Here is a 20410-nt window from a genome sequence, read left to right on the forward strand (position 1 = left end):
CCCCATGTGAGAGTAGGTCATCGTCAAGATTCATTTCGCAAAACCCCTATCTGCGTGAGCAGGTAGGGGTTTTGTCTTTGCGGCGCAAAAATACTGTGCGCTCCTACAGAGGGGCGCGTCGTGACTTTCAGCCCCGCGTCCACACCGGGCTTTTTGCTCGTCGGCTATCTCACCGCCCACCCGCCAAGGGTGCGACAATTATTACCGTTCGTTGACGTGACTTCCCCACACCCACCCTGCGTCAAGACTTAGGTTCGGGGCAATCCTGGCCCCCGAACAGCGCGATGCCAGCGTACCGTGCTGCGCATTTCTGGACTTTCAACCGTCCTATTACTTGAGGTAAGAAGCAAGATGGCCAAGGCCGCCGATGTCGTTGTGCAATGCCTGGAAAACGAAGGTGTCGAATATGTATTCGGCATCCCCGGCGAGGAAAACCTCGACCTGCTCGAGTCCCTGCGCAAATCGAAGATCAAGCTGGTACTGACCCGCCACGAGCAGTCCGCGGGCTTCATGGCAGCCACCTATGGTCGCCTGACCGGCAAGACCGGCGTCAGTCTGTCGACCCTCGGCCCCGGCGCGACCAACCTGGTGACCGCCAGCGCCTATGCCTACTTGGGCGGCATGCCGATGATGATGATTACCGGCCAGAAGCCGATCAAGAAGTCCAAGCAAGGCCGCTTCCAGATCATCGATGTGTGCGGCATGATGGACCCCATCACCAAGTACACCCACCAGTTCGCTTCGGCCGACAACATCCCGGCACGCATGCGTGAAGCCTTCCGTCTGGCCGAAGAAGAGAAGCCGGGTGCCGTGCACTTGGAACTGCCGGAAGACATCGCTGCCGAGCAGACCGACGCCCTGCCGATCCCGCGCAGCCTGCACCGTCGCCCGCTGGCCGAGCACGTAGCCATCGAAGCAGCCGTCGAGAAGTTGAAGAACGCCCGTAACCCGATCTTGGTGATCGGTGCCGGTGCCAACCGCAAGATGACCGCCAAGGTCCTCAAGCAACTGATCGACAAGACCGGCATCCCGTTCATCACCACCCAGATGGGTAAAGGCGTGGTCGATGAGCGTCACCCGCGCTTCCTGGGCAACGCCGCGCTGTCCTCGGGTGACTTCGTCCACCGCGCTGTTGAAGCCGCAGACCTGATCGTAAACATCGGTCACGACGTCATCGAGAAGCCACCATTCTTCATGGTTCGTGGCGGCACCGAAGTGATCCATGTGAGCTTCCGCTCGGCTGAGGTGGATGCCGTGTACTTCCCGCAGGTGGAAGTGATCGGCGACATCGCCAACGCCGTCTGGCAGATCAGCGAAGCGCTGACCGACACCAGCCACTGGGACTTCACCCGCCTGATGGCCATCCGTGAAGCCAACGAAGCGCAGATCGCCGAAGGCGCCGACGACGACCGCTTCCCGGTCTACCCGCAGCGCATGGTTGCCGACATCCGTCGCGCCCTGCCGTCCGAAGGCATCGTCGCCCTGGACAACGGCATCTACAAGATCTGGTTCGCCCGCAACTACAAGGCGCACAAGCCCAACACCGTGCTGCTGGACAACGCGCTGGCGACCATGGGCGCCGGCCTGCCATCGGCCATGGCCTCGCACCTGGTCTACCCGGATCGCCCGGTGATCTCGGTCTGCGGCGACGGCGGCTTCATGATGAACAGCCAGGAGCTGGAAACGGCGGTACGCTTAGGGATGCACATCACCGTGGTGATCCTGCGTGACGACGGCTACGGCATGATCCGCTGGAAGCAGGCCAACATGGGCTTCACTGATTTCGGCCTGGACTACGGCAACCCGGACTTCGTCAAATACGCCGAAGCCTACGGTGCCAATGGCCACCGCGTGGAGAGCGCAGAAGCCTTCCTGCCGCTGCTCGAGCACTGCATCAAGACTCCGGGCGTGCACGTGATCGACTGCCCGGTCGACTACAGCGAGAACGACCGCATCCTCAACAGCGAGCTGCGTGAGCGCGCGCTGGCGGTCTAAACCGTAGCACCCTCATCGCGGGGCAAGCCTGCTCCCACGTTGTGCAAGATCAACGTGGGAGTGGGCTTGCCCCGCGATCGTTTTATTGGCGCGGTGTATGCCTGCGCCGCTTTGCCCATGTGTTAGGGTGCACCCATATTTTGTTTCCTCAGGACACCCGCCCATGCTCCCCGCGCTCAGCGAAAAAGAACTCGACCGCCTCGAAGACCTGCTGATCACCTACGGCAACGATTATTCGGTACTCAACCTCGCCGAGCTCAACGGTTTCTTCACGGCACTGGCCAGCTCCCCCAACAAGGTCAACCCTGAGCAGTGGCTGCCTTCTGTCGCCGGTGGCAAGGTGCCCAAGTTCAAGAAGCCCGCCCATGAAGAAGCCTATACCGCGCTGATGCTGCGTTATGCCAGCCAGGTGGCCGAAGAGTTGGCCACCGATCTCGAGGGCTTCGAACCGATGTTCGAAGAGGGCGAGAGTGAAGAGGGCCCGGCGATCATTCTCGAGGAGTGGTGCTTCGGCTACATGCGCGGCACGCAGGTAGCCGAGTGGAGCGAGCTGCCGCCAGAGCAGGATCGTTTGCTCAAGGCCATTTCGCTGCATGGGCTGGAAGACAACTTCGAGCTGCTCGACTCGATGAGCTTCGATGAGCGCCAGGCCTGTGTACCGCTGGTGATCGAGGCGGCGCGGGGGTTGTACCAGTACCAGAAACAGCACCGGCATTGATGGTGTCATCGGGGGCAAGCCTGTGATTGTGATTATTCCACTTGCCGAAATACTGGATTGCTCCCAGCACTGATTCTGCTGCCATTCGATCCAGTGCAGCATGTCCTCCAGCAGCGCCACTCCCGGCGCTGACCTGGAGCCCCGCACATGCCAAGCCCGATCAAGCTCTACAACTTCCCCAAGTCCGGCCACGCCCACCGTATCGAGCTGATGCTGTCACTGCTCGAACTGCCTACCGAGCTGGTGTTCGTCGACCTGGCCAAGGGTGAACACAAGCAGCCCGAGTTCCTGGCCATCAACCCCTTCGGCCAGGTGCCGGTGATCAATGACAACGGCACCGTCATCGCCGACTCCAACGCCATCCTCGTTTATCTGGCCAAGGCTTATGGCGGCGAGCGTTGGTTGCCCGAAGATCCGCTCGGCGCCGCCCGTGTGCAGCGCTGGTTGTCGGTGGCCGCAGGCCCGCTCGCCTTTGGCCCGGCCGCCGCACGCCTGGTGACGGTATTCGGCGCCTCGTTCAACACCGACGAAGTGATTGGCCGCGCCCACACCCTGCTCAAGGTGATCGACGCCGAACTGGCCAAGGGCCCGTTCCTGGTAGGTGACCAGGCGACCATCGCCGATATCGCCAACTACTCGTACATCGCCCATGCCCCCGAGGGCAATGTGTCGCTGGAGCCGTACGCCAATGTGCGCGCCTGGCTGGCCCGGATCGAGGCGCTGCCGGGCTTCGTGCCGATGCCCCGCACCGTCATCGGTTTGCAGACCACGCTCTGAACCCAGAGGAATGCCGCCATGCGATCGCCCTGGCATGCAGGTGAAAAACGGCTGCAGGAGCAAGTCGGTGTTGCAGAGCGCATGGAGGTGTTCGGCCAGAAAGTCATCCGCGACTTCATGCCCGACCAGCATCGCGCTTTCTACCAGCAGTTGCCGTTCCTGGTGGCCGCTGCCGTGGATGCCGCTGGCACCCCTTGGGCGACGCTGCTCGAAGGCGCGGAAGGCTTCGTCAGCTCGCCCGATCCCCGGCAACTGCTGATCGGCGCCGCGCCTGCCGCTGATGACCCGGCCACGCCGGGCCTGGTGGATGGCGGTGCCATTGGCTTGCTGGGGATCGAGTTGCATACCCGGCGACGCAACCGGCTCAATGGCCTGATCCGTCGGGCAGGCAACGGTCAGCTGGAGGTGGTGGTCGAGCAGTCGTTCGGCAACTGCCCCCAGTACATCCAGCTGCGCGAATACACCCGCGTCGATGAACCGCCGCAAGCGCGTCGGGATTCATCGGCACTCGATGCCGCGTCCCGCGCCATGATCGAAAACGCCGACACCTTCTTTGTCGCCAGCTACGTCGAGCAGGAAAACGGCCAACGTGCCGTGGACGTGTCCCACCGCGGTGGCCGCCCCGGTTTCGTCAGGGTCGAAGGCAATCGCCTGACCATTCCGGACTATGCCGGCAACCTGCATTTCAACACCCTCGGCAACCTGCTGGTCAACCCGGTTGCCGGCCTGTTGTTCGTCGACTTCACCACGGGCGATGTGCTGCAGGTTTCAGGGCGAACCGAGGTGATTCTCGACAGCCCGCTGATCAGCGCTTTCGAGGGGGCCGAGCGCATCTGGACCCTGGACATCGAGCAAGTGGTGGTCCGCCCGGCTGCGGTGTCGTTGCGCTGGGCCTTCCAGGAGTACGCCCCCACCAGCCTGATGACCGGCACCTGGAGTGAAGCCCAAGAGCGCCTGCAACAGCGTGAGCGCCAGCGCCAATGGCTGACCTGGCGCGTGCTGCGTATCGAGCAGGAAAGCCGCGATATCCGTTCGTTCTACCTGCAACCCGAGGAGGGTACGGCGGTGGCCTTCGCGCCCGGCCAGCATATTCCCGTGCGTCTGCAGGTTGATGGAGAGGCACCGCTGATCCGCACCTACAGCCTGTCCAGCGCGCCGTCCGATGGCCACCTGCGCATCAGCGTCAAGGCGCAGGGGCCTGCCTCATGCTACCTGCACCAGCAACTGAAGGTGGGCGACCCTTTGCAGGTGCGCCTGCCCATGGGCAGCTTCATCCTCGATCACACCAGCGACCGCCCCCTTGTGCTGGTCGGTGCGGGCGTCGGTATCACCCCGTTGATCGCCATGCTGCGCGAACAATTGGCCTTGGGGGTGGGGCGGCGCATCTACCTGTTCCACGGTGGCCGTACGCTGGCTGACCTGCCGTTCCAGCACGAGCTTGCTGAACTCCAGCAACACGCCGGTGGCCTGCTGAGCATTCACCGCGCCCTGAGCCTGCCCGAACCCCAAGCCGTGCAGGGCCGCGACTATGCATTTGCCAGCCGCCTGGGCATCGAGCAGATCAAGGCCACCTTGCCCCTGGACGACTACGACTTCTACCTTTGCGGCCCGGCCAGCTTCACCCAGGACCTTTACGAGGGGCTGCGCACGGTGCATGTACCCGACGCTCGCATCCATGCCGAAGCCTTCGGCCCTTCGACCCTGCGCCGCCATACCGACGACAACCAGCCCACGCTGCAACAACCGCCGCCCGCCAGCGAGCCGGTGCCGGTGTACTTCGCCAGCTCCGCCAAGGAAGCGCGCTGGGCGCCTGGTGGCGGTACTTTGCTGGAACTGGCGGAGAGCCGCGGCCTGTCGCCGGACTTCAGTTGCCGCGGTGGCTCCTGCGGCACCTGCAAGACCAAGCTGGTCAGCGGCCAGGTCCACTACCCGAACCCGCCCGCCGAACTGCCCGAAGCTGGTAGCGTGCTGATCTGCTGCGCGATTCCGGCCCAGGCCGAGGACGGCACGCAAGCTGTGGTGCTGGAGCTCTAGCGTGCGCACAGGGATAATCGCGCCACGACAACGCGTGGGGCGCGGCATGGACCAGATCCACCTGATGAAAGTGTTCGTGGCCGTCGGCGAGCTGGAAAGCTTCGCCGCCGCCGCCCGCCGCCTGGCCATCTCGCCAGCGGCGGTGACTCGCGCTGTCAGCGCCCTGGAGGAGCAGCTCGGGGTCAAGCTGCTGCAGCGCACCACCCGCAGCGTGCGCCTGACCGAGGCCGGCGGGCGCTATCTGGAAGACACCCGGCATATCCTCGCCAGCATTATCGAAGCCAACGAAGCCGCCGCCGGCATCAATGCCGCGCCCAAGGGCGACCTGGCGGTGACCGCGCCGATCCTGTTCGGCAAGAAGTTCGTCATGCCCTGCATCGTGCGCTACCTGCAGCAGTACCCCGAGGTGGACGTCTCGGCGTTCTTCCTCGACCGCGTGGTGAACCTGGTGGAGGAGGGCATGGACGTGGCCGTACGCATCGGCCAGTTGCCCGACTCGGGCCTGAAGGCGCTGCGGGTGGGCAAGATGCGCCGGCTGCTGTGCGCCTCGCCCGAATACCTGGAGCGTCATGGCACGCCGCGGCATCCCTCGGAGTTGCAGAAGCACGAGGTCATTGCCGCCGGGACGCTGTCACCTCGCACCGACTGGCGTTTCGGCGCCATCGACGATCCGACGCTGATCCGCATGAAGCCGCGCCTGACCGTGACCAGCAACGACGCCGCCATCGCCGCGGCCAGTGCCGGGCTGGGGATCGCCCGGCTGCTGTCGTACCAGGTGGCGGATGAGGTCGCGGCGGGGCGCTTGCAGGTGATCCTGGCCGAGTACGAGGAGGCGCCCTGGCCGATCCATATCCTGCATCGCGAGAGCAAGTACGGCTCGACCAAGGTGCGCACTTTCATCGACATGCTGGCCGAGCATCTGCGCAGCCATGCGCACCTGAGCTGACTCGATAATGTCAGTCAGATAACGTGACAGGGGCCGCTTTGCGGCCCATCGCCGGCAAGCCGGCTCCTACAGGTAATGTGCAGGCTTGAGGAATTGCGCGGTGCCTGTAGGAGCCGGCTTGCCGGCGATGGGCTGCGTAGCAGCCCCATTGACGTAAACTGACTGATATCAGCCTTGTCCCGCCTGCTGTGCGCATTCCGCCAGCGTTCTCAAACCGCCCATCACCTCCGGCGTAATCACCCGCCCAAGGCACACCCGCAGCCCCGTGCCACAGTCCCCATCGGCAAAGAACATCCCGCTGTCGCCCACCTTGCATCCGCGCTCGGCGGCAAGCCCTCGCAGCGCCGCCATATCCGTCCCTTCCGGCAATTCGAGCCAGTGGATGAATCCTCCATCGGGCGCTACATACCGCGTCCCCGGCGCAAACTCCGAGCGCACCAGCGTTTCCATCACCTCGGCCTGCGCCGCCAGCCGCCCACGCAGCTTCGCGCAGTGCGCCTCCATGTACCCGCGCGCGATGAACTCGTCCAGCACCCGCTGGGCCAGGCTCGACACCGCCAGGTTACGCGAGAACAGCTGGGCCAGGATCGCGTCCCGATAACGCCCGGCCACGCACCAGCCCACCCGGTAGCCCGGCGCCACGGTCTTGGAGAACGACGAGCAGTAGATCGTCTGCCCGGTCGCGTCGTAGTGCTTGATCGCCTTCGGGCGCTGCGCCTCGTCCACCAGGTCGAAGAAGATATCGTCCTCGATGATCGGCACATCCGCCGCCTGCGCCAGGCGCGAAAGCTCGGCCCGCGCCGCGTCGGGCATGATGAAGCCGCGAGGGTTCTGCAGCGTCGGGTTGAGGAAGACCACATCGACCTTCTTGCGTTTCAGCGCCCATGCCAGGTGGTCGAGGTCCATGCCGCTGCCTGCGTGGGTACGCATGGGCAGGGCGCGCATCCCCAGGCGTTCGATGGTCTGCAGGATGCCGTAGTAGGTGGGGGTCTCGATGGCCACCGTAGCGCCCGGCCGGGCCACCGCTTCGAGTGCAAGCTCCAGGGCCACGGTGTCGCCCGAGGTCACCAGGATTTCATCCGGGCCGCAGGCCACGCCGCGCTGCAGCATCAGCCCGGCGATACGTCGGCGCAGCGAGGCCAGGCCAGGCGGGGCGATCAAGCCGGCCAGCGGCTGATCGGCCTTGCTGGCCAGGGTGGTCAGGCATTTGTTCAGCAGCACCTGGGGCGTAAGTTCGTCATGCAGCACCGCCGAGCTCAACGACAACCCGCCGTTGCTGGCGGCCTGGGCGAGCATGGCGACCACCGCGTGGTTGACGTTGACGCTGACACTGGCCAGGTCAAAGCCCTGCACCTGGGCCGCGCCCTTGGCGACGAAATAGCCCACTCGTGGCGTGGCCTGCACATAGGCATTGGCCTCCAGCTCCGCCAGGGCCCGCTGCACCGTGGCCAGGCTGCTGTCGAACAGCCGAGCCAGCTCGCGCACCGAGGGCAGTTGCGTGCCGGTGGGCCATTCGCCGCTGTCGATCTGGCGCAGCAGCCAGGTGTTTACGGTGTGCCAGCGTTTGTCGGGCTTGGGGGTGCTGTCCATGGGGGCCGTGTGTCGTGTCAGGCGGGGGCTCCGCAAAGGTAGAGCAAAACCACGCCGGTTGCAGCCACGATGACGATGTTCAACAGCACCAGGGCGAAGCCGAAGCGGATCAGCCCGTGCTCTTCCTCGCGGTTGGCCCCGGCCAGCCCGATGATCAGCGACAGGATCGACAGCGAGCCCAGCGCGCCATGCCCGGCGGCGCTGTTGACCATCGCCGCCAGCCACGGGCCGTGGACCGTGGACAGCGCCGCGATGGAGGGCATCACCAGGGTGTTGCCGCCGACATTGGAGCCTGTGACATAGCCGGCCAACCCCGCCAGCAGCGACACCGTCGATGCCAGCGACACCCCGGACAGCGCCTGCAACGCCCGCTGTGCCTCGACCAGGAAGCCGGCCTTGACCATCACCTGGGACAGCAGCAGGAACAGGAAGATCGTCGCCACCGGGAACCGTGCCCGAGTGACCAGCGCCTGCCACGGGAAGCCCGCGCCCTGGCGGCCGGCCATCATCAGCACCACCAGCAGCAAGGCCAGCCCCGGCGAAGCCAGCGGCTTCCACGACACATTGGCGCCGTGCACCACCCACAGCCCGTCCCAGCCCGACGACAGGAACAACGCCCGCGACGCGATGATCACCGCCAACAGGGCCAGGTAAGGCCACGCGGCCTGCGGCCAGCGCACCAGTGCCCCGCGCCGCGCCCAGGAGATACCCAGGCCGACCGCGGCCACCGCCAGCCCGGCCAGCACACCCGAGGCCTCCGGCCCGATCCAGCGGTTGACCGCATACAGCACTGTGCTGAACAGCAGCGAGATCAATCCCAGCCCGAGCCATGCCCGTACACTGCGAACACCCGCCAGGCCCAACGCCACGGCGGCCAGGCAGAGGAACACCGGAGCGCTCATCAATGCCGAATGGCTGCCCAGCTCCTGCGCTGGCACATGCGCCAGCAACGCGCCGATTACCGTCGCCAGCCCGAGCGTGCCCCAAGGCATCACCACCATGCCGGCCAACGCCATCTTCATGCCCACCTGGCGCGAGAACAGCCCCATCAACAGCGGCACGGTAGCGATCAGCGACACCCCGAACCCGGTCATCGCCTCCAGCAGCGGCGCCAGGCCCAGCACGATGAAGATCACCTGCATCGGCGGCGTCCAGCCCAGCTCGCGCACCCAGGCGCCAATCGCCTGCGGCGCGCCGGCCCGCTCGACCAGGATGACGAAGGCCAGGCCCGGGACGATCACACAGGCGGTACTGAGGAACAGGATCAGCGTGTCTTGCAGGATCGCGCCGGACACCTCCGTCGACAGCGGCTGCGCGGCGCCCAGGCCCCACAGCAGCAAGACACCGGCCACGCCGGCCAGCGCGGCCTGTACGGGCGGACGGCGCAGCAGCAGGATCAGGGCGATCACCAGGCCTATGGGGGACATTTGCAGCAGCAGGGCAGCCATGATGCGGGTTCCTTCAGCCATCCGGGGGAGTGTGGAAGGGATGGTGGAGGGAAGGGCGAGTCTGCAATAGATACAGGGGGGCAGGGTTTTTCAATACAGCTCTGGCGGCTAGCGAGGAGCGGCACTCGGTCCTGCGTTTGCAGCGATGGAAATCCGCGCTACGCTTAATCATTAACTCGCCCATGACCACGTTCGACAGGATTTCCTGTCTGGCACTTTAGATGCCGATTTGTGGCGTGGGCGAGCCTACCTGCTTCATGTCTTAAGGGATCGCAGACGATCTTCGTTCACAGCCCCTCTCCAAGGTACAGGCGATGAACTTCGCCGATACGCTTACTGGCGGCGGCGGGCACACCAGCCTCTCTGGCAAAACGCGGCCACTGTGCGACGGCTTCACAGACCTCCTTGATGATCCCTCGTGCATCCATCCCCCGAACCTGGCTGGCCACGCTCAACAAATCGTCGAGGGTGAAGTCGTCGCGTTTGCCGTTGACGGTCATCTGGTGGCTATCGACCCAGAAGCTGCCAGGCAGGTAGGAATAGGACACGTCATACGCCGGCGTGAGGTACCAGGTGCCGTCGGTGTCCATCATGAAGGCCGTGTTCTTGGTGTGGTCGTCCTGGTTACGTGCCACCAGGTTGAACACCATGCGGCGGTAGAACTGTTCGGCGCCGTCGCGGGAAATCCGCAGCGCGCGCATCACCCCGAAGGCCTCGGCATAGGAGTATTGGCCAGGCTTGCGGAAGTCGGCGTGGTCGAGTGCGCACAAGGTGGCGACGTGGATCTTTTCACCTTCGGTCGTGCGGTCGAAGCGCCGGGTCATGAAGTGAGCGCGTCCACCTTCCTCCAGCAATCGGCACTCGGTCATGGTGATGCCGGCCGCCTTGGCCATGAGGTGGTAGGCGTACTCGATGCGCCCGTAGCCTTGCGAGTCAGCCAGCACGGTCGAATCCTTGGCTACGTCGAACTTGAGCAACCAGTACTCGAAGCCCGGCGGCGCGGTGACCTGGCCCGAACGGATCTCGCCTTCGGCATTCATGGCGATCACCGCCTTGGCCCGGGCGCCGCCCGCGCTGGTACCGATCTGGATGAGGTGCTGCAGGGCGCTGTCGTCCAGCGATGGGTCCTTGGCATCCAGGCGCTCGGCGATCGACTCGCGTTCGGACAACACCTCGCTGGCCAGGCGCACCAGTGCATCGATATGGATGCTCTCCCCCTTGTCCCGCTCGGTGGCCATCGCCGGACGATATTCCAGAGCGCCCATGCCGCGCTTGCCCTGGTAAAGCAGGCGTTCGACCGGGGTAAACGTTGCCTTGTCACGCCCCTGCTGGGCCAGCCAGGCATCGATCAGCGCGTTGCCGAAATCATCGGGCAGGGAGTCGGCGAGGATCGAGGGCAGGCCCTTGAAGGTTTCGCGGTCCAGCCCCTGGAACACGTAGGTGTAGTCCTGGCGCAACGGCATATGAACCGGCGAGATCTCAAGGCCCGTCCTGACGAACTCGGGGGTGTATTCGAACTCCCCGGTCTGGGTCTGCGTGTTCCAGTTGAGCGCGCCTACATACACATCCCAGAGATAGATCCGTGCAATCACCAGCTGTCATCCTTGTCGGGTTTCGGGCCACCAATGAGCGTGGGCTTGCCGATAGGCGTCCTGATTCCGTGTTCAGGCGCCGGCGGTGTAGCCCGTGTGACTCTCGCCCGCATCCGCTGCTTGCCCTGCATTTTTGCCAGTTGCACGGGGCTGGTCCTGACGTCCTCGATGAGCGAGGCGAGACGATCAAGCTCTCCCAGCACTCGCAAGACGGCAATCACGTTCACCAGGGTGCCTTTGCCTGCCGTGAGCTTGCGGTAGGTCTCCCGGGAAATCCCGGCTTCATGGGCGACGATGTCCTGGCCAATATTACGCTTCAGGCGGATAGCCTCAATGCGTTGGCCGATCTCGTTGGCGATAGCGTCGTCAGTCATTGATATGGCTTTCATAACGCCTGTGATCCTATGCTTAAAACGCCGTTATTGACCTGAATGCCTATGATTCTAGGCTTTGTATAGTGCGCTTGAAAGGATAATTCGCTACTTAATAAAGCCTAAATTTATAGGCTTTAAGTGTGTATTTAAGGGTTTTTGCCAAGAATTATAGGCGTTGTCCGATCCTGGTTTTCGCGGCGGTTTTCAGCGTTTGGTTTACCACATTTCGTTTCGCGCAGAACTGGCTACCGAATCGAACGTCCCGAAGTGACCAAACCTGCCAGCACCTTCTCCAGTTTCATCACCGCCTCCCTCATCTCAGCGGGCGTCAGTGCCGCAAACCCCATCAGCAAGCCGGCATCGTTCCTCGGCACCGCGTGCAAACTGCCCAGCCCCAACAGATCAATCCCCGCTCCACGTGCCGCCCTGACCACTGCGTCTTCCGCCAAGTCCTGAACGAAGTGGCAAGGCATCTGCAGCCCACCCACCGGCACTTGCGGGCGCAGGAACGCCCCCAGGTGCCGCTGTACCAGGTCCGCCAGTACGTCGCGTCGCTCGGCATAGAGGCTGCGCATAGCCCGTACATGGGCGTTGAAGTGCCCGTCTTCCATGAACCGGGCCAGGGTCAGCTGGGCGATGGATGCGTTGTGGCCATCCTGCAGCGTTCGCGCGGCGGTCATTGGCGCGACGAGTTGGGGCGGCAGCAGCAGGTAGCCGATGCGCAGCCCGGCGCCCAGCGACTTGGTGAAGGTGCCGATGTACAGCGTGCGCGCATGCGAATCCAGGCCCTGCACGCAGGCGGTGGGGCGGCCGGCGTAGTGGAACTCGCTGTCGTAGTCGTCCTCGATAATCCACGCTTGCTGCTGGCGCGCCCATTCGATGGCACGCAGGCGTCGGTCCAGCGACAGGGTGGCGCCGGTCGGGTATTGGTGCGAAGGCGTGAGGAACAGCGCCCGGGCATCCGGCGCTAGCTGGGCCATGCCGTCCACCTGCAGGCCGTGCGCGTCCACCGGCACCGGCACGCCTTGCAGCCCGGCGGCGCTGATGGCCTTGCGGGTGCCTTGGTACAGCGGGTCCTCGACCAGTACCCGGTCGCCTGCGTCCATGAGTACCTGGGCGCACAAGCCCAGGGCCTGCTGCGAGCTGGTGAGGATCAGGATGCGGTCAGCGGATGCCTGCGCGCCGCGCTCGAGGTTGAGGTAGTCGGCGATTGCACTGCGCAAGGTGAGCATACCCTGTGGCTCGCTGTGTTCCAGGGCACGGGTGCCGTATTCCTTGTATACCTGCCGCTCCAGCTTCTCCCAGACGGCCAGGGGGAAATGCCGGGTTTCGGCCACGCCCGGGGCGAAGGGGCGGGGCGACTGGAAGTTGTGGACGCCACCGCTGTGCAATAGCGCTTCACCGCGGCGGCTCAACTGCACCGGGGCTTCGCTGTGTGCTGGTCGCTGGCGCTTGCGCGACGGCAGGCAGCGGGCTCGTTGCGACACGAAGCTGCCGCTGCCCACGCGTCGCTCGATAAAGCCCTCGGCGTGCAACTGGCTGTAGGCCGACTCCACGGTATCCCGCGAGACGCCCAGCGAACTGGCCAGCGACCGCGACGCCGGCAGTGGCTTGCCGACCGGCAGGGCACCCTCAAGGATCAACTGGCGGATGGCCCGCTGGATGCGCACATGCCGCGCCAGTGCGCCATGGGAGGGATCCGTTAGCCAGGCTTTTACCGATTCCAGCTGGGCGTGTTTGAACATTGGCCTGGTCCTTGGCGCGTGGATTTGAAAGGTGCCTGCCTATCCTGGGACGGATCGCGCCCCTGAAAATGGTCTGGTAGCTACCGAATAATTGGCAGGTATAAACCAGCCATTTATCCGCTATAAAACCCAGGTCCGCAAGCAATCACCAAGGAAGGCAAGCGCTACGGGCAGGCCGGCCCCCTCACTCATTCAGCTGTGTTGTCCAAAAGGGGTTTGAACAATGACCACCACCCAACTGCCCGTTTTCGTACGCGAAGTGAAGCAAACCGACCTGCAGCCATGGTCCGACTACTGGGCGCAATACCAGGCCTTCTACCAAGTGGACTTGGGCCCAACCATCACCGAGCGTACCTGGGCGCGCTTCTTCGACCCGGCCGAGCCCATGCATTGCGCCGTGGCCACGGACGGCGAGCAAATCTTCGGCTTCGTTCACTATGTGTTCCACCGCTCGACCTGGGGGCGCAATGATTTCTGTTACCTGGAAGACCTGTTCGTGTCGCCGAGTGCGCGGGGGAGGATGATCGGCAAGCGGCTGATCGAGTTCGTCCAGGGCCAGGCCCGGCAGCAGCGGTGTGACCGGTTGTACTGGCATACCCAGCAGACCAACAAGACTGCGCAGCGGTTGTATGACTGGATTGCCGAGAAGCCGGGGGTGATCGAGTACCGGATGCCGTTGGAGGTTGCTCACTAAGTCCATTGTGAGCAGGTGTGATCAGCCAGGAAGGTCGTCAGCTTCTGGAGGGACGGGTTGATATTGAATTCGGCCAGATTGATAAAGCCGGTTGCACGTGCAGCTTTTTCCAAGTCATCTGCATTGATGTAGGTATTTATCAGGCCTGCCGGGATCTGGTCCTTGATGGTGCTTTTGCCGGAGCCGTTGGGCCCGGCAAAAACCCGCAGCTTAGGCGCGCCCATCGATCTTGCGAACGGTAAGGACCTGACCTTTTTGGACCTTGCGGCGCGGCCTGGGCTCGACCAACACCTCAACCTGCCCGTCAGCGTGGGTTGCTACGATTCGATCCTGCTCGACGGTAACCACGGTGTGCCCTGCTGCGACGGCGCGGTAGTAGGCAAGACGCGTCGCAGCCGCTGCCATTTCTGGAATCTGGCTTTCCAGATTTTCGAGTGTTGCGTCGCTGAGCTGTTTTTTCTGAACGGTTGCCATGGGGTCTCCTGGGCCAGTCAGGTGCGAAGACGCGATGTGTGCCATTGTAGCGCTGCCTGGCATTACCAAACAGGGGCGCGAGGTGTCTTCTTGGTACAAGCTACTACGAGCGCATCGCTCTGCATCGAGTCGTGACAATGGCGCATGCCTTCGATGCTGCAATACTCATGATCCGCGCTAAATTCATCAGCGGTCTTGCCTTCGACCACGTGACTGGCATGTTCCAGTCCGGCACATCGATGCCCTTTGTGGCGAGGGCAAGCCCTTCTTCTGCCATGAGTGCTTTGTGGGAGCGGGTTTACCCGCGAAGGGCCGCAGAGCGGCCCCACAATTCTTCAATCTCCAACCCCGTGCAACCGCAATGCCCGCTGTGCACATTCCTTCCAGCTCAGCTTGCGCCGCTCGGGTACAACCACGGGCACCTCCGCCGCCATCATCATTGGCATATTCCGCATCCGTATCCAAGGCTCACTTTGCCAATACAACAAACTCGCTGTATGCCCACCCGGCCAGCACATCCTGCCCAGGCGCGGCAGGTCTTCCAGCGCCGAGTCCTGCCTATCGCGCAGCACCGCCACCACCTCATGGGTCAGCCAGTGGCGAAGGTCTCTGTTTTCCGGAATGTGATGATGGGCCAGCAGGGTATAGGCCCCGGACTCGCTGACCATGACGGTGTCGCTGTAGCGGCCGTAGCGCAGCCACTGCACGCTGCGATGCTGATCCGGGTCGAGCTTGCGGATGCTGGGTTCGCCGAAGAAGTGCCCGGCCATCCGACCGAGTTCGAGGGCGCAGAACCAGGCTTGGGATTCGAGCCAGAGGGTGTGGAGGGGGCGGTTGTGGCGGGTGAAGAGGGTGGAGGAGTAGTGGTTGTCCATAATTGGCCTTCCAAAATCAGGAGAGCCGTTTCTAACGGGAACGGGATTCCGCTGCGTGAGCGTTCTTAGCGCTTGGAGAAACTAGCGTGGTTTGCTGGGGTTAAATAGAGGCAAATCTGTAGGGTGTTTCTTGATTTGATATCAGATGTTTGAGGGGTATTTTGAGTGCTATAGCGTGAGGGCCACCAAGTGTTCGCCGAAAGCCTTTTGGCGCCTATCAGATCGAGCGCCGCCCGCGCGGCGCTCGATCTGATAGGCGCTACAAAAACCATGTCGAACACCTGTCGGCCCTCACGCAAACACTTGAAAACGCTGAATTCAAAGCCATAAAAAAGGCTGCCCGAAGGCAGCCTTTCTGGATCGATGGACTATTAGTCCCAGCTCAGAGCACCACCAGTCTGATACTCAATCACCCGAGTCTCAAAGAAGTTCTTCTCCTTCTTCAAGTCCATGATCTCGCTCATCCATGGGAACGGGTTGGTAGTCCCCGGATACTCTTCCTTCAGACCAATCTGGGTCAGGCGACGGTTGGCAATGAACTTGAGGTAATCCTCCATCATCGCCGCGTTCATGCCCAGTACGCCGCGTGGCATGGTGTCACGGGCGTATTCGATCTCAAGCTGAGTACCCTGCAGAATCATCTGGGTAGCCTCTTCCTTCATCGCGGCATCCCACAGGTGCGGGTTCTCGATCTTGATCTGGTTGATCACGTCGATGCCGAAGTTCAGGTGCATGGACTCGTCACGCAGGATGTACTGGAACTGCTCGGCGACGCCGGTCATCTTGTTGCGGCGGCCCATCGACAGGATCTGGGTGAAGCCGCAGTAGAAGAAGATGCCTTCCAGTACGCAGTAGTAGGCGATCAGGTTGCGCAGCAGCTCTTTGTCGGTTTCGACGGTGCCGGTGTTGAACTCCGGGTCCGAGATGGCGCGGGTGTACTTCAGGCCCCAGGCGGCTTTCTTCGCGACCGATGGGATCTCGTGGTACATGTTGAAGATCTCGCCTTCATCCATGCCCAGCGACTCGATGCAGTACTGGTAGGCGTGGGTGTGGATCGCCTCTTCGAAGGCCTGGCGCAGGATGTACTGGCGGCACTCGGGGTTGGTGATCAGGCGGTACACGGCCAGGGCCAGGTTGTTGGCAACCAGGGAGTCGGCGGTGGAGAAGAAGCCGAGGTTGCGCATCACGATGCGGCGTTCGTCTTCGGTCAGGCCGTCCATGCTCTTCCACAGGGCGATGTCGGCGGTCATGTTGACCTCTTGCGGCATCCAGTGGTTGGCGCAGCCGTCGAGGTACTTCTGCCAGGCCCAGTCGTACTTGAACGGGACCAGCTGGTTGAGGTCGGCGCGGCAGTTGATCATGCGCTTTTCGTCAACGGCGACGCGGGCCGAGGAGCCTTCCAGCTCGGCCAGGCCTTCGGCGATGTCCAGGGCGTCCAGGGCAGCCTTGGCGCGCTTTACGGCGTCGGAGTCAGCGGCGGTGGCGGCGCGGGCTTCCAGGGCGGCGGCACCGCCGGCGCTGTCGAGCTTGTCGAGGGTGGTGGCGGCTGCGGCTTGCGCGGGGGTGTTGCCCTTGGCGGCGACTTCGCCGTCTTCTTTGTCGAATTCGTCCCAGCTCAGCATGGTGAGATCTCCTGCTTGAGGGCCATCAATGAGTATGGCCGGTGGATCTTGGTTGCGGTGCGGTGCACGCAAATCTGGAATGCCCGGGGGAGGGCTGACCGGGGCGTTGGGCCCCGGCTTGTTATGTCTGGCTGTGGGGAGGTGCTGGCGGTGCAGGCCTCATCGCTGGCAAGCCAGCTCCCACAGGGTTCTGCGCCGTGGCGCAGAAAAGAGGCTACCCGCGGGTAGCCTCTGCGCAGCCCTTATTGGCAGGCTTCGCAATCCGGCTCGTCGATGGCGCAGGCCTTCGGTACCGGGGCTGGGCCCGCGGCCTGGACCGGGGCGCTGTCGCCGCCGCTCGACACGGCGTTGAGCTTGCCGGTGTTGATGGTCGACTTCTCGGTGCTGGTCGCGGCCAGGGCACGGAGGTAGTAGGTGGTCTTCAGACCACGGTACCAGGCCATGCGGTAGGTCACGTCGAGCTTCTTGCCCGAAGCGCCGGCGATGTACAGGTTCAGCGACTGGGCCTGGTCGATCCACTTCTGGCGACGCGAGGCGGCATCGACGATCCACTTGGTCTCGACTTCGAACGCGGTGGCGTACAGGTCTTTGAGCTCTTGCGGGATACGCTCGATCTGCTGCACGGAACCGTCGTAGTACTTCAGGTCGTTGATCATCACCGAGTCCCACAGGCCACGGGCCTTGAGGTCGCGGACCAGGTACGGGTTGATCACGGTGAACTCGCCCGACAGGTTCGATTTCACGTACAGGTTCTGGTAGGTCGGCTCGATGGACTGCGATACGCCGGTGATGTTGGCGATGGTCGCGGTCGGCGCGATGGCCATGATGTTCGAGTTACGAATACCTTTTTGTACACGCTCGCGCACCGGTGCCCAGTCCAGGCTTTCGGTCAGGTCGACGTCGATGTACTTCTGGCCACGGGCCTCGATCAGGATCTGTTGCGAATCCAGCGGCAGGATGCCCTTGGACCACAGCGAACCCTGGAAGGTCTCGTAGGCGCCGCGCTCGTCGGCCAGGTCGCAGGAAGCTTGGATCGCGTAGTAGCTGACCGCTTCCATCGACTTGTCGGCGAACTCGACGGCAGCATCGGAGCCGTACGGGATGTGCTGCAGGTACAGCGCGTCCTGGAAGCCCATGATCCCTAAGCCGACAGGGCGGTGCTTGAAGTTCGAGTTACGCGCTTGCGGCACCGAGTAGTAGTTGATGTCGATCACGTTGTCGAGCATGCGCACGGCGGTGTTCACGGTGCGTTGCAGCTTGGCGGTGTCCAGCTTGCCATCGACAATGTGGTTCGGCAGGTTGATCGAGCCCAGGTTGCAGACCGCGATCTCGTCCTTGTTGGTGTTCAGGGTGATCTCGGTGCACAGGTTCGAGCTGTGGACCACGCCCACGTGCTGCTGCGGGCTGCGCAGGTTGCACGGGTCCTTGAAGGTCAGCCATGGGTGGCCGGTCTCGAACAGCATCGACAGCATCTTGCGCCACAGGTCTTTGGCCTGGATGGTCTTGAACACCTTGATCTTGTTGTACTCGGTCAGGGCTTCGTAGTACTCGTAGCGCTCTTCGAAGGCCTTGCCGGTCAGGTCGTGCAGATCAGGCACTTCGCTTGGCGAGAACAGGGTCCACTTGCCGTCATCGAAGACGCGCTTCATGAACAGGTCAGGGATCCAGTTGGCGGTGTTCATGTCGTGGGTACGACGACGGTCATCACCGGTGTTCTTGCGCAGCTCGATGAATTCTTCGATGTCGAGGTGCCAGGTTTCCAGGTAGGCACATACCGCGCCCTTGCGCTTGCCACCCTGGTTCACGGCCACGGCGGTGTCGTTGACCACTTTCAGGAACGGCACGACGCCTTGCGATTTGCCGTTGGTGCCCTTGATGTACGAGCCCAGGGCGCGCACCGGGGTCCAGTCGTTGCCCAGGCCACCGGCGAATTTCGACAGCATGGCGTTGTCGTGGATCGCGTGGTAGATGCCCGACAGGTCGTCCGGCACGGTGGTCAGGTAGCAGCTCGACAGCTGCGGGCGCAGGGTACCGGCGTTGAACAGGGTCGGGGTCGAGGCCATGTAGTCGAAGGACGACAACAGGTTGTAGAACTCGATCGCACGGGCTTCTTTGTCTTTCTCTTCCAGCGCCAGGCCCATGGCCACGCGCATGAAGAATACCTGCGGCAGCTCGAAGCGCACGCCATCCTTGTGGATGAAGTAGCGGTCGTACAGGGTCTGCAGGCCCAGGTAGGTGAACTGCTGGTCGCGCTCGTGGTTGATCGCCTTGCCCATGCGCTCCAGGTCGTAGCCTTTGAGCGCCGGGTCGAGCAGTTCGAACTCGACGCCTTTCTCGACGTAGGCCGGCAGGGCCTTGGCGTACAGGTCGGCCATCTCGTGGTGGGTGGCGCTGTCGGCGACGTTCAGGAAGCCCAGGCCTTCGGCGCGCAGGGTGTCCATCAGCAGGCGGGCGGTGACGAACGAGTAGTTCGGCTCGCGCTCGACCAGGGTACGGGCGGTCATCACCAGGGCGGTGTTGACGTCCTTCAGGGCGACGCCGTCGTACAGGTTCTTCAGGGTTTCGCGCTGGATCAGCTCGCCATCGACTTCGGCCAGGCCTTCGCAGGCTTCGCTGATGATGGTGTTCAGGCGCGCCATGTCCAGCGGCGCCAGGCTGCCGTCGGCCAGGGTGATGCGGATGCTTGGGTGCGGCTCGACCACGCTGTCGGCGTTGGAGCGGGTAGCACGCTCCTTGGCACGCTGGTCGCGGTAGATCACGTAGTCGCGGGCGACTTTCTGCTCGCCGGCGCGCATCAGGGCCAGTTCGACCTGGTCCTGGATTTCTTCGATGTGGATGGTGCCACCCGATGGCATGCGACGCTTGAACGTGGCGGTGACCTGCTCGGTCAGGCGCGCGACGGTGTCGTGGATGCGCGACGAGGCGGCGGCGGTGCCGCCTTCAACTGCGAGGAACGCCTTGGTGATGGCAACGGTGATCTTGTCGTCGGTGTAGGGGACGACAGTGCCGTTACGCTTGATCACGCGCAGTTGACCAGGGGCGGTGGCGGCCAGATCCTGGTTCGAATCGGCGGCCTGAGGCGCCTTGGCCTGCGGGTTCTCGCGAGTTGTGTCGGTTTGCATGGGTGGGTGTCTCCACAGTTTCTAGTTTGTTCAGGCGCCGTTGTCGGGCGCCACCGTTCCGTCCACTTGCTCGATGGCCCGGGCGGGGATGCGCGTGAAGCACACGCATCCGCCCGCTCGGGCTTACCGACTTCGGGACAGACTCAGGAATTAGGGGCAGTAACCTGCCGCTCCCTGGCCGAAGTCAAAGGTTCTGGGCGTACCCAAAATCTGTTGCTGATGAGTGCGGGCCTTGCCTGCAACACTCATACCCGAACAAGGCCGTCTGCGGCTTGCCTCGGTCGCCCTCCGCAGGAGCGGTTTGGCTGTTGAAATCACCTTAAGTTCAGACAGAAAATTCGCTTGAATTTGCCTGTTGACTTGTGTTTGTGATTTTGCGCAAAACCCAATATCTAGTGGTTCGC

At 63.2% G+C, this 20410-nt stretch carries 16 protein-coding genes; 6 read left to right on the forward strand and 10 right to left on the reverse strand.

Features of this window, described 5'->3' with window-relative positions:
* Nucleotides 1-351: 351 nt before the first annotated feature.
* The 5 genes from ACODS5_RS15325 to ACODS5_RS15345 all read left to right on the forward strand — a co-directional run bounded on the left by ACODS5_RS15325 (nt 352) and on the right by ACODS5_RS15345 (nt 6470).
* Entirely contained in the window at nt 352-1995 is a 1644-nt protein-coding gene (locus ACODS5_RS15325; protein WP_134691802.1) for an acetolactate synthase large subunit, read from the forward strand.
* A 163-nt stretch (nt 1996-2158) separates the two neighbouring features.
* On the forward strand, nt 2159-2713 hold the full coding sequence (locus ACODS5_RS15330; protein WP_489109054.1) for a UPF0149 family protein: 555 nt from the start codon (nt 2159-2161) through the stop codon (nt 2711-2713).
* A 147-nt stretch (nt 2714-2860) separates the two neighbouring features.
* The gene (locus tag ACODS5_RS15335) at nt 2861-3490 is read left to right on the forward strand and encodes a glutathione S-transferase family protein (RefSeq protein ID WP_489109055.1); all 630 of its coding nucleotides are present in this window, start codon (nt 2861-2863) and stop codon (nt 3488-3490) included.
* Nucleotides 3491-3508: 18 nt separating this feature from the next.
* A complete protein-coding gene (locus tag ACODS5_RS15340) occupies nt 3509-5524 on the forward strand; it encodes a 2Fe-2S iron-sulfur cluster-binding protein (protein ID WP_489109056.1) in 2016 nt (671 codons plus the stop codon).
* A gap of 46 nt (nt 5525-5570) precedes the next feature.
* Nucleotides 5571-6470 (forward strand): LysR family transcriptional regulator, encoded by a 900-nt coding sequence (locus ACODS5_RS15345; RefSeq protein WP_134691806.1) that lies wholly within the window; start codon nt 5571-5573, stop codon nt 6468-6470.
* 168 nt (nt 6471-6638) lie between these two features.
* On the opposite strand, the gene ACODS5_RS15350 is transcribed toward ACODS5_RS15345, so the two are convergent.
* From ACODS5_RS15350 to pdxR, 5 genes are all read right to left on the reverse strand, one after another.
* Nucleotides 6639-8060, reverse strand: a complete 1422-nt coding sequence (locus ACODS5_RS15350; RefSeq protein WP_489109057.1) for an aminotransferase-like domain-containing protein — start codon at nt 8058-8060, stop codon at nt 6639-6641.
* A gap of 17 nt (nt 8061-8077) precedes the next feature.
* Entirely contained in the window at nt 8078-9508 is a 1431-nt protein-coding gene (locus tag ACODS5_RS15355) for an L-lactate permease (protein WP_489109058.1), read from the reverse strand.
* A gap of 287 nt (nt 9509-9795) precedes the next feature.
* A complete protein-coding gene (locus ACODS5_RS15360; protein WP_134691809.1) occupies nt 9796-11100 on the reverse strand; it encodes a type II toxin-antitoxin system HipA family toxin in 1305 nt (434 codons plus the stop codon).
* Entirely contained in the window at nt 11097-11474 is a 378-nt protein-coding gene (locus ACODS5_RS15365; RefSeq protein ID WP_177414230.1) for a helix-turn-helix domain-containing protein, read from the reverse strand. The genes ACODS5_RS15360 and ACODS5_RS15365 overlap by 4 nt, the downstream gene beginning before the upstream one ends.
* Before the next feature lie 245 nt (nt 11475-11719).
* The gene (gene pdxR / locus ACODS5_RS15370; RefSeq protein ID WP_489109059.1) at nt 11720-13219 is read right to left on the reverse strand and encodes a MocR-like pyridoxine biosynthesis transcription factor PdxR; all 1500 of its coding nucleotides are present in this window, start codon (nt 13217-13219) and stop codon (nt 11720-11722) included.
* Nucleotides 13220-13442: 223 nt separating this feature from the next.
* On the opposite strand from pdxR, the gene ACODS5_RS15375 reads away from it, so the two are divergent.
* Entirely contained in the window at nt 13443-13913 is a 471-nt protein-coding gene (locus ACODS5_RS15375; protein ID WP_489109060.1) for a GNAT family N-acetyltransferase, read from the forward strand.
* Here the strand turns inward: ACODS5_RS15375 and ACODS5_RS15380 are convergent.
* The 5 genes from ACODS5_RS15380 to ACODS5_RS15400 form a co-directional block, all read right to left on the reverse strand.
* A complete protein-coding gene (locus tag ACODS5_RS15380) occupies nt 13910-14137 on the reverse strand; it encodes a hypothetical protein (protein WP_489109061.1) in 228 nt (75 codons plus the stop codon). The two genes, ACODS5_RS15375 and ACODS5_RS15380, sit on opposite strands and share 4 nt — an antisense overlap.
* Nucleotides 14124-14387 (reverse strand): hypothetical protein, encoded by a 264-nt coding sequence (locus ACODS5_RS15385; protein WP_134691814.1) that lies wholly within the window; start codon nt 14385-14387, stop codon nt 14124-14126. The genes ACODS5_RS15380 and ACODS5_RS15385 overlap by 14 nt, the downstream gene beginning before the upstream one ends.
* Nucleotides 14388-14722: 335 nt before the next feature.
* The gene (locus ACODS5_RS15390; protein WP_489109062.1) at nt 14723-15262 is read right to left on the reverse strand and encodes a BRO-N domain-containing protein; all 540 of its coding nucleotides are present in this window, start codon (nt 15260-15262) and stop codon (nt 14723-14725) included.
* A 371-nt stretch (nt 15263-15633) separates the two neighbouring features.
* Nucleotides 15634-16884: a ribonucleotide-diphosphate reductase subunit beta gene (locus ACODS5_RS15395; RefSeq protein ID WP_050704266.1), complete on the reverse strand. Its 1251-nt coding sequence runs from the start codon at nt 16882-16884 to the stop codon at nt 15634-15636.
* 242 nt (nt 16885-17126) lie between these two features.
* Nucleotides 17127-20006, reverse strand: coding sequence for a ribonucleoside-diphosphate reductase subunit alpha (locus tag ACODS5_RS15400; RefSeq protein ID WP_038706633.1), 2880 nt, complete (start codon nt 20004-20006; stop codon nt 17127-17129).
* Nucleotides 20007-20410 lie beyond the last annotated feature (404 nt).

The organism is Pseudomonas sp. FG47, from assembly GCF_057809115.1.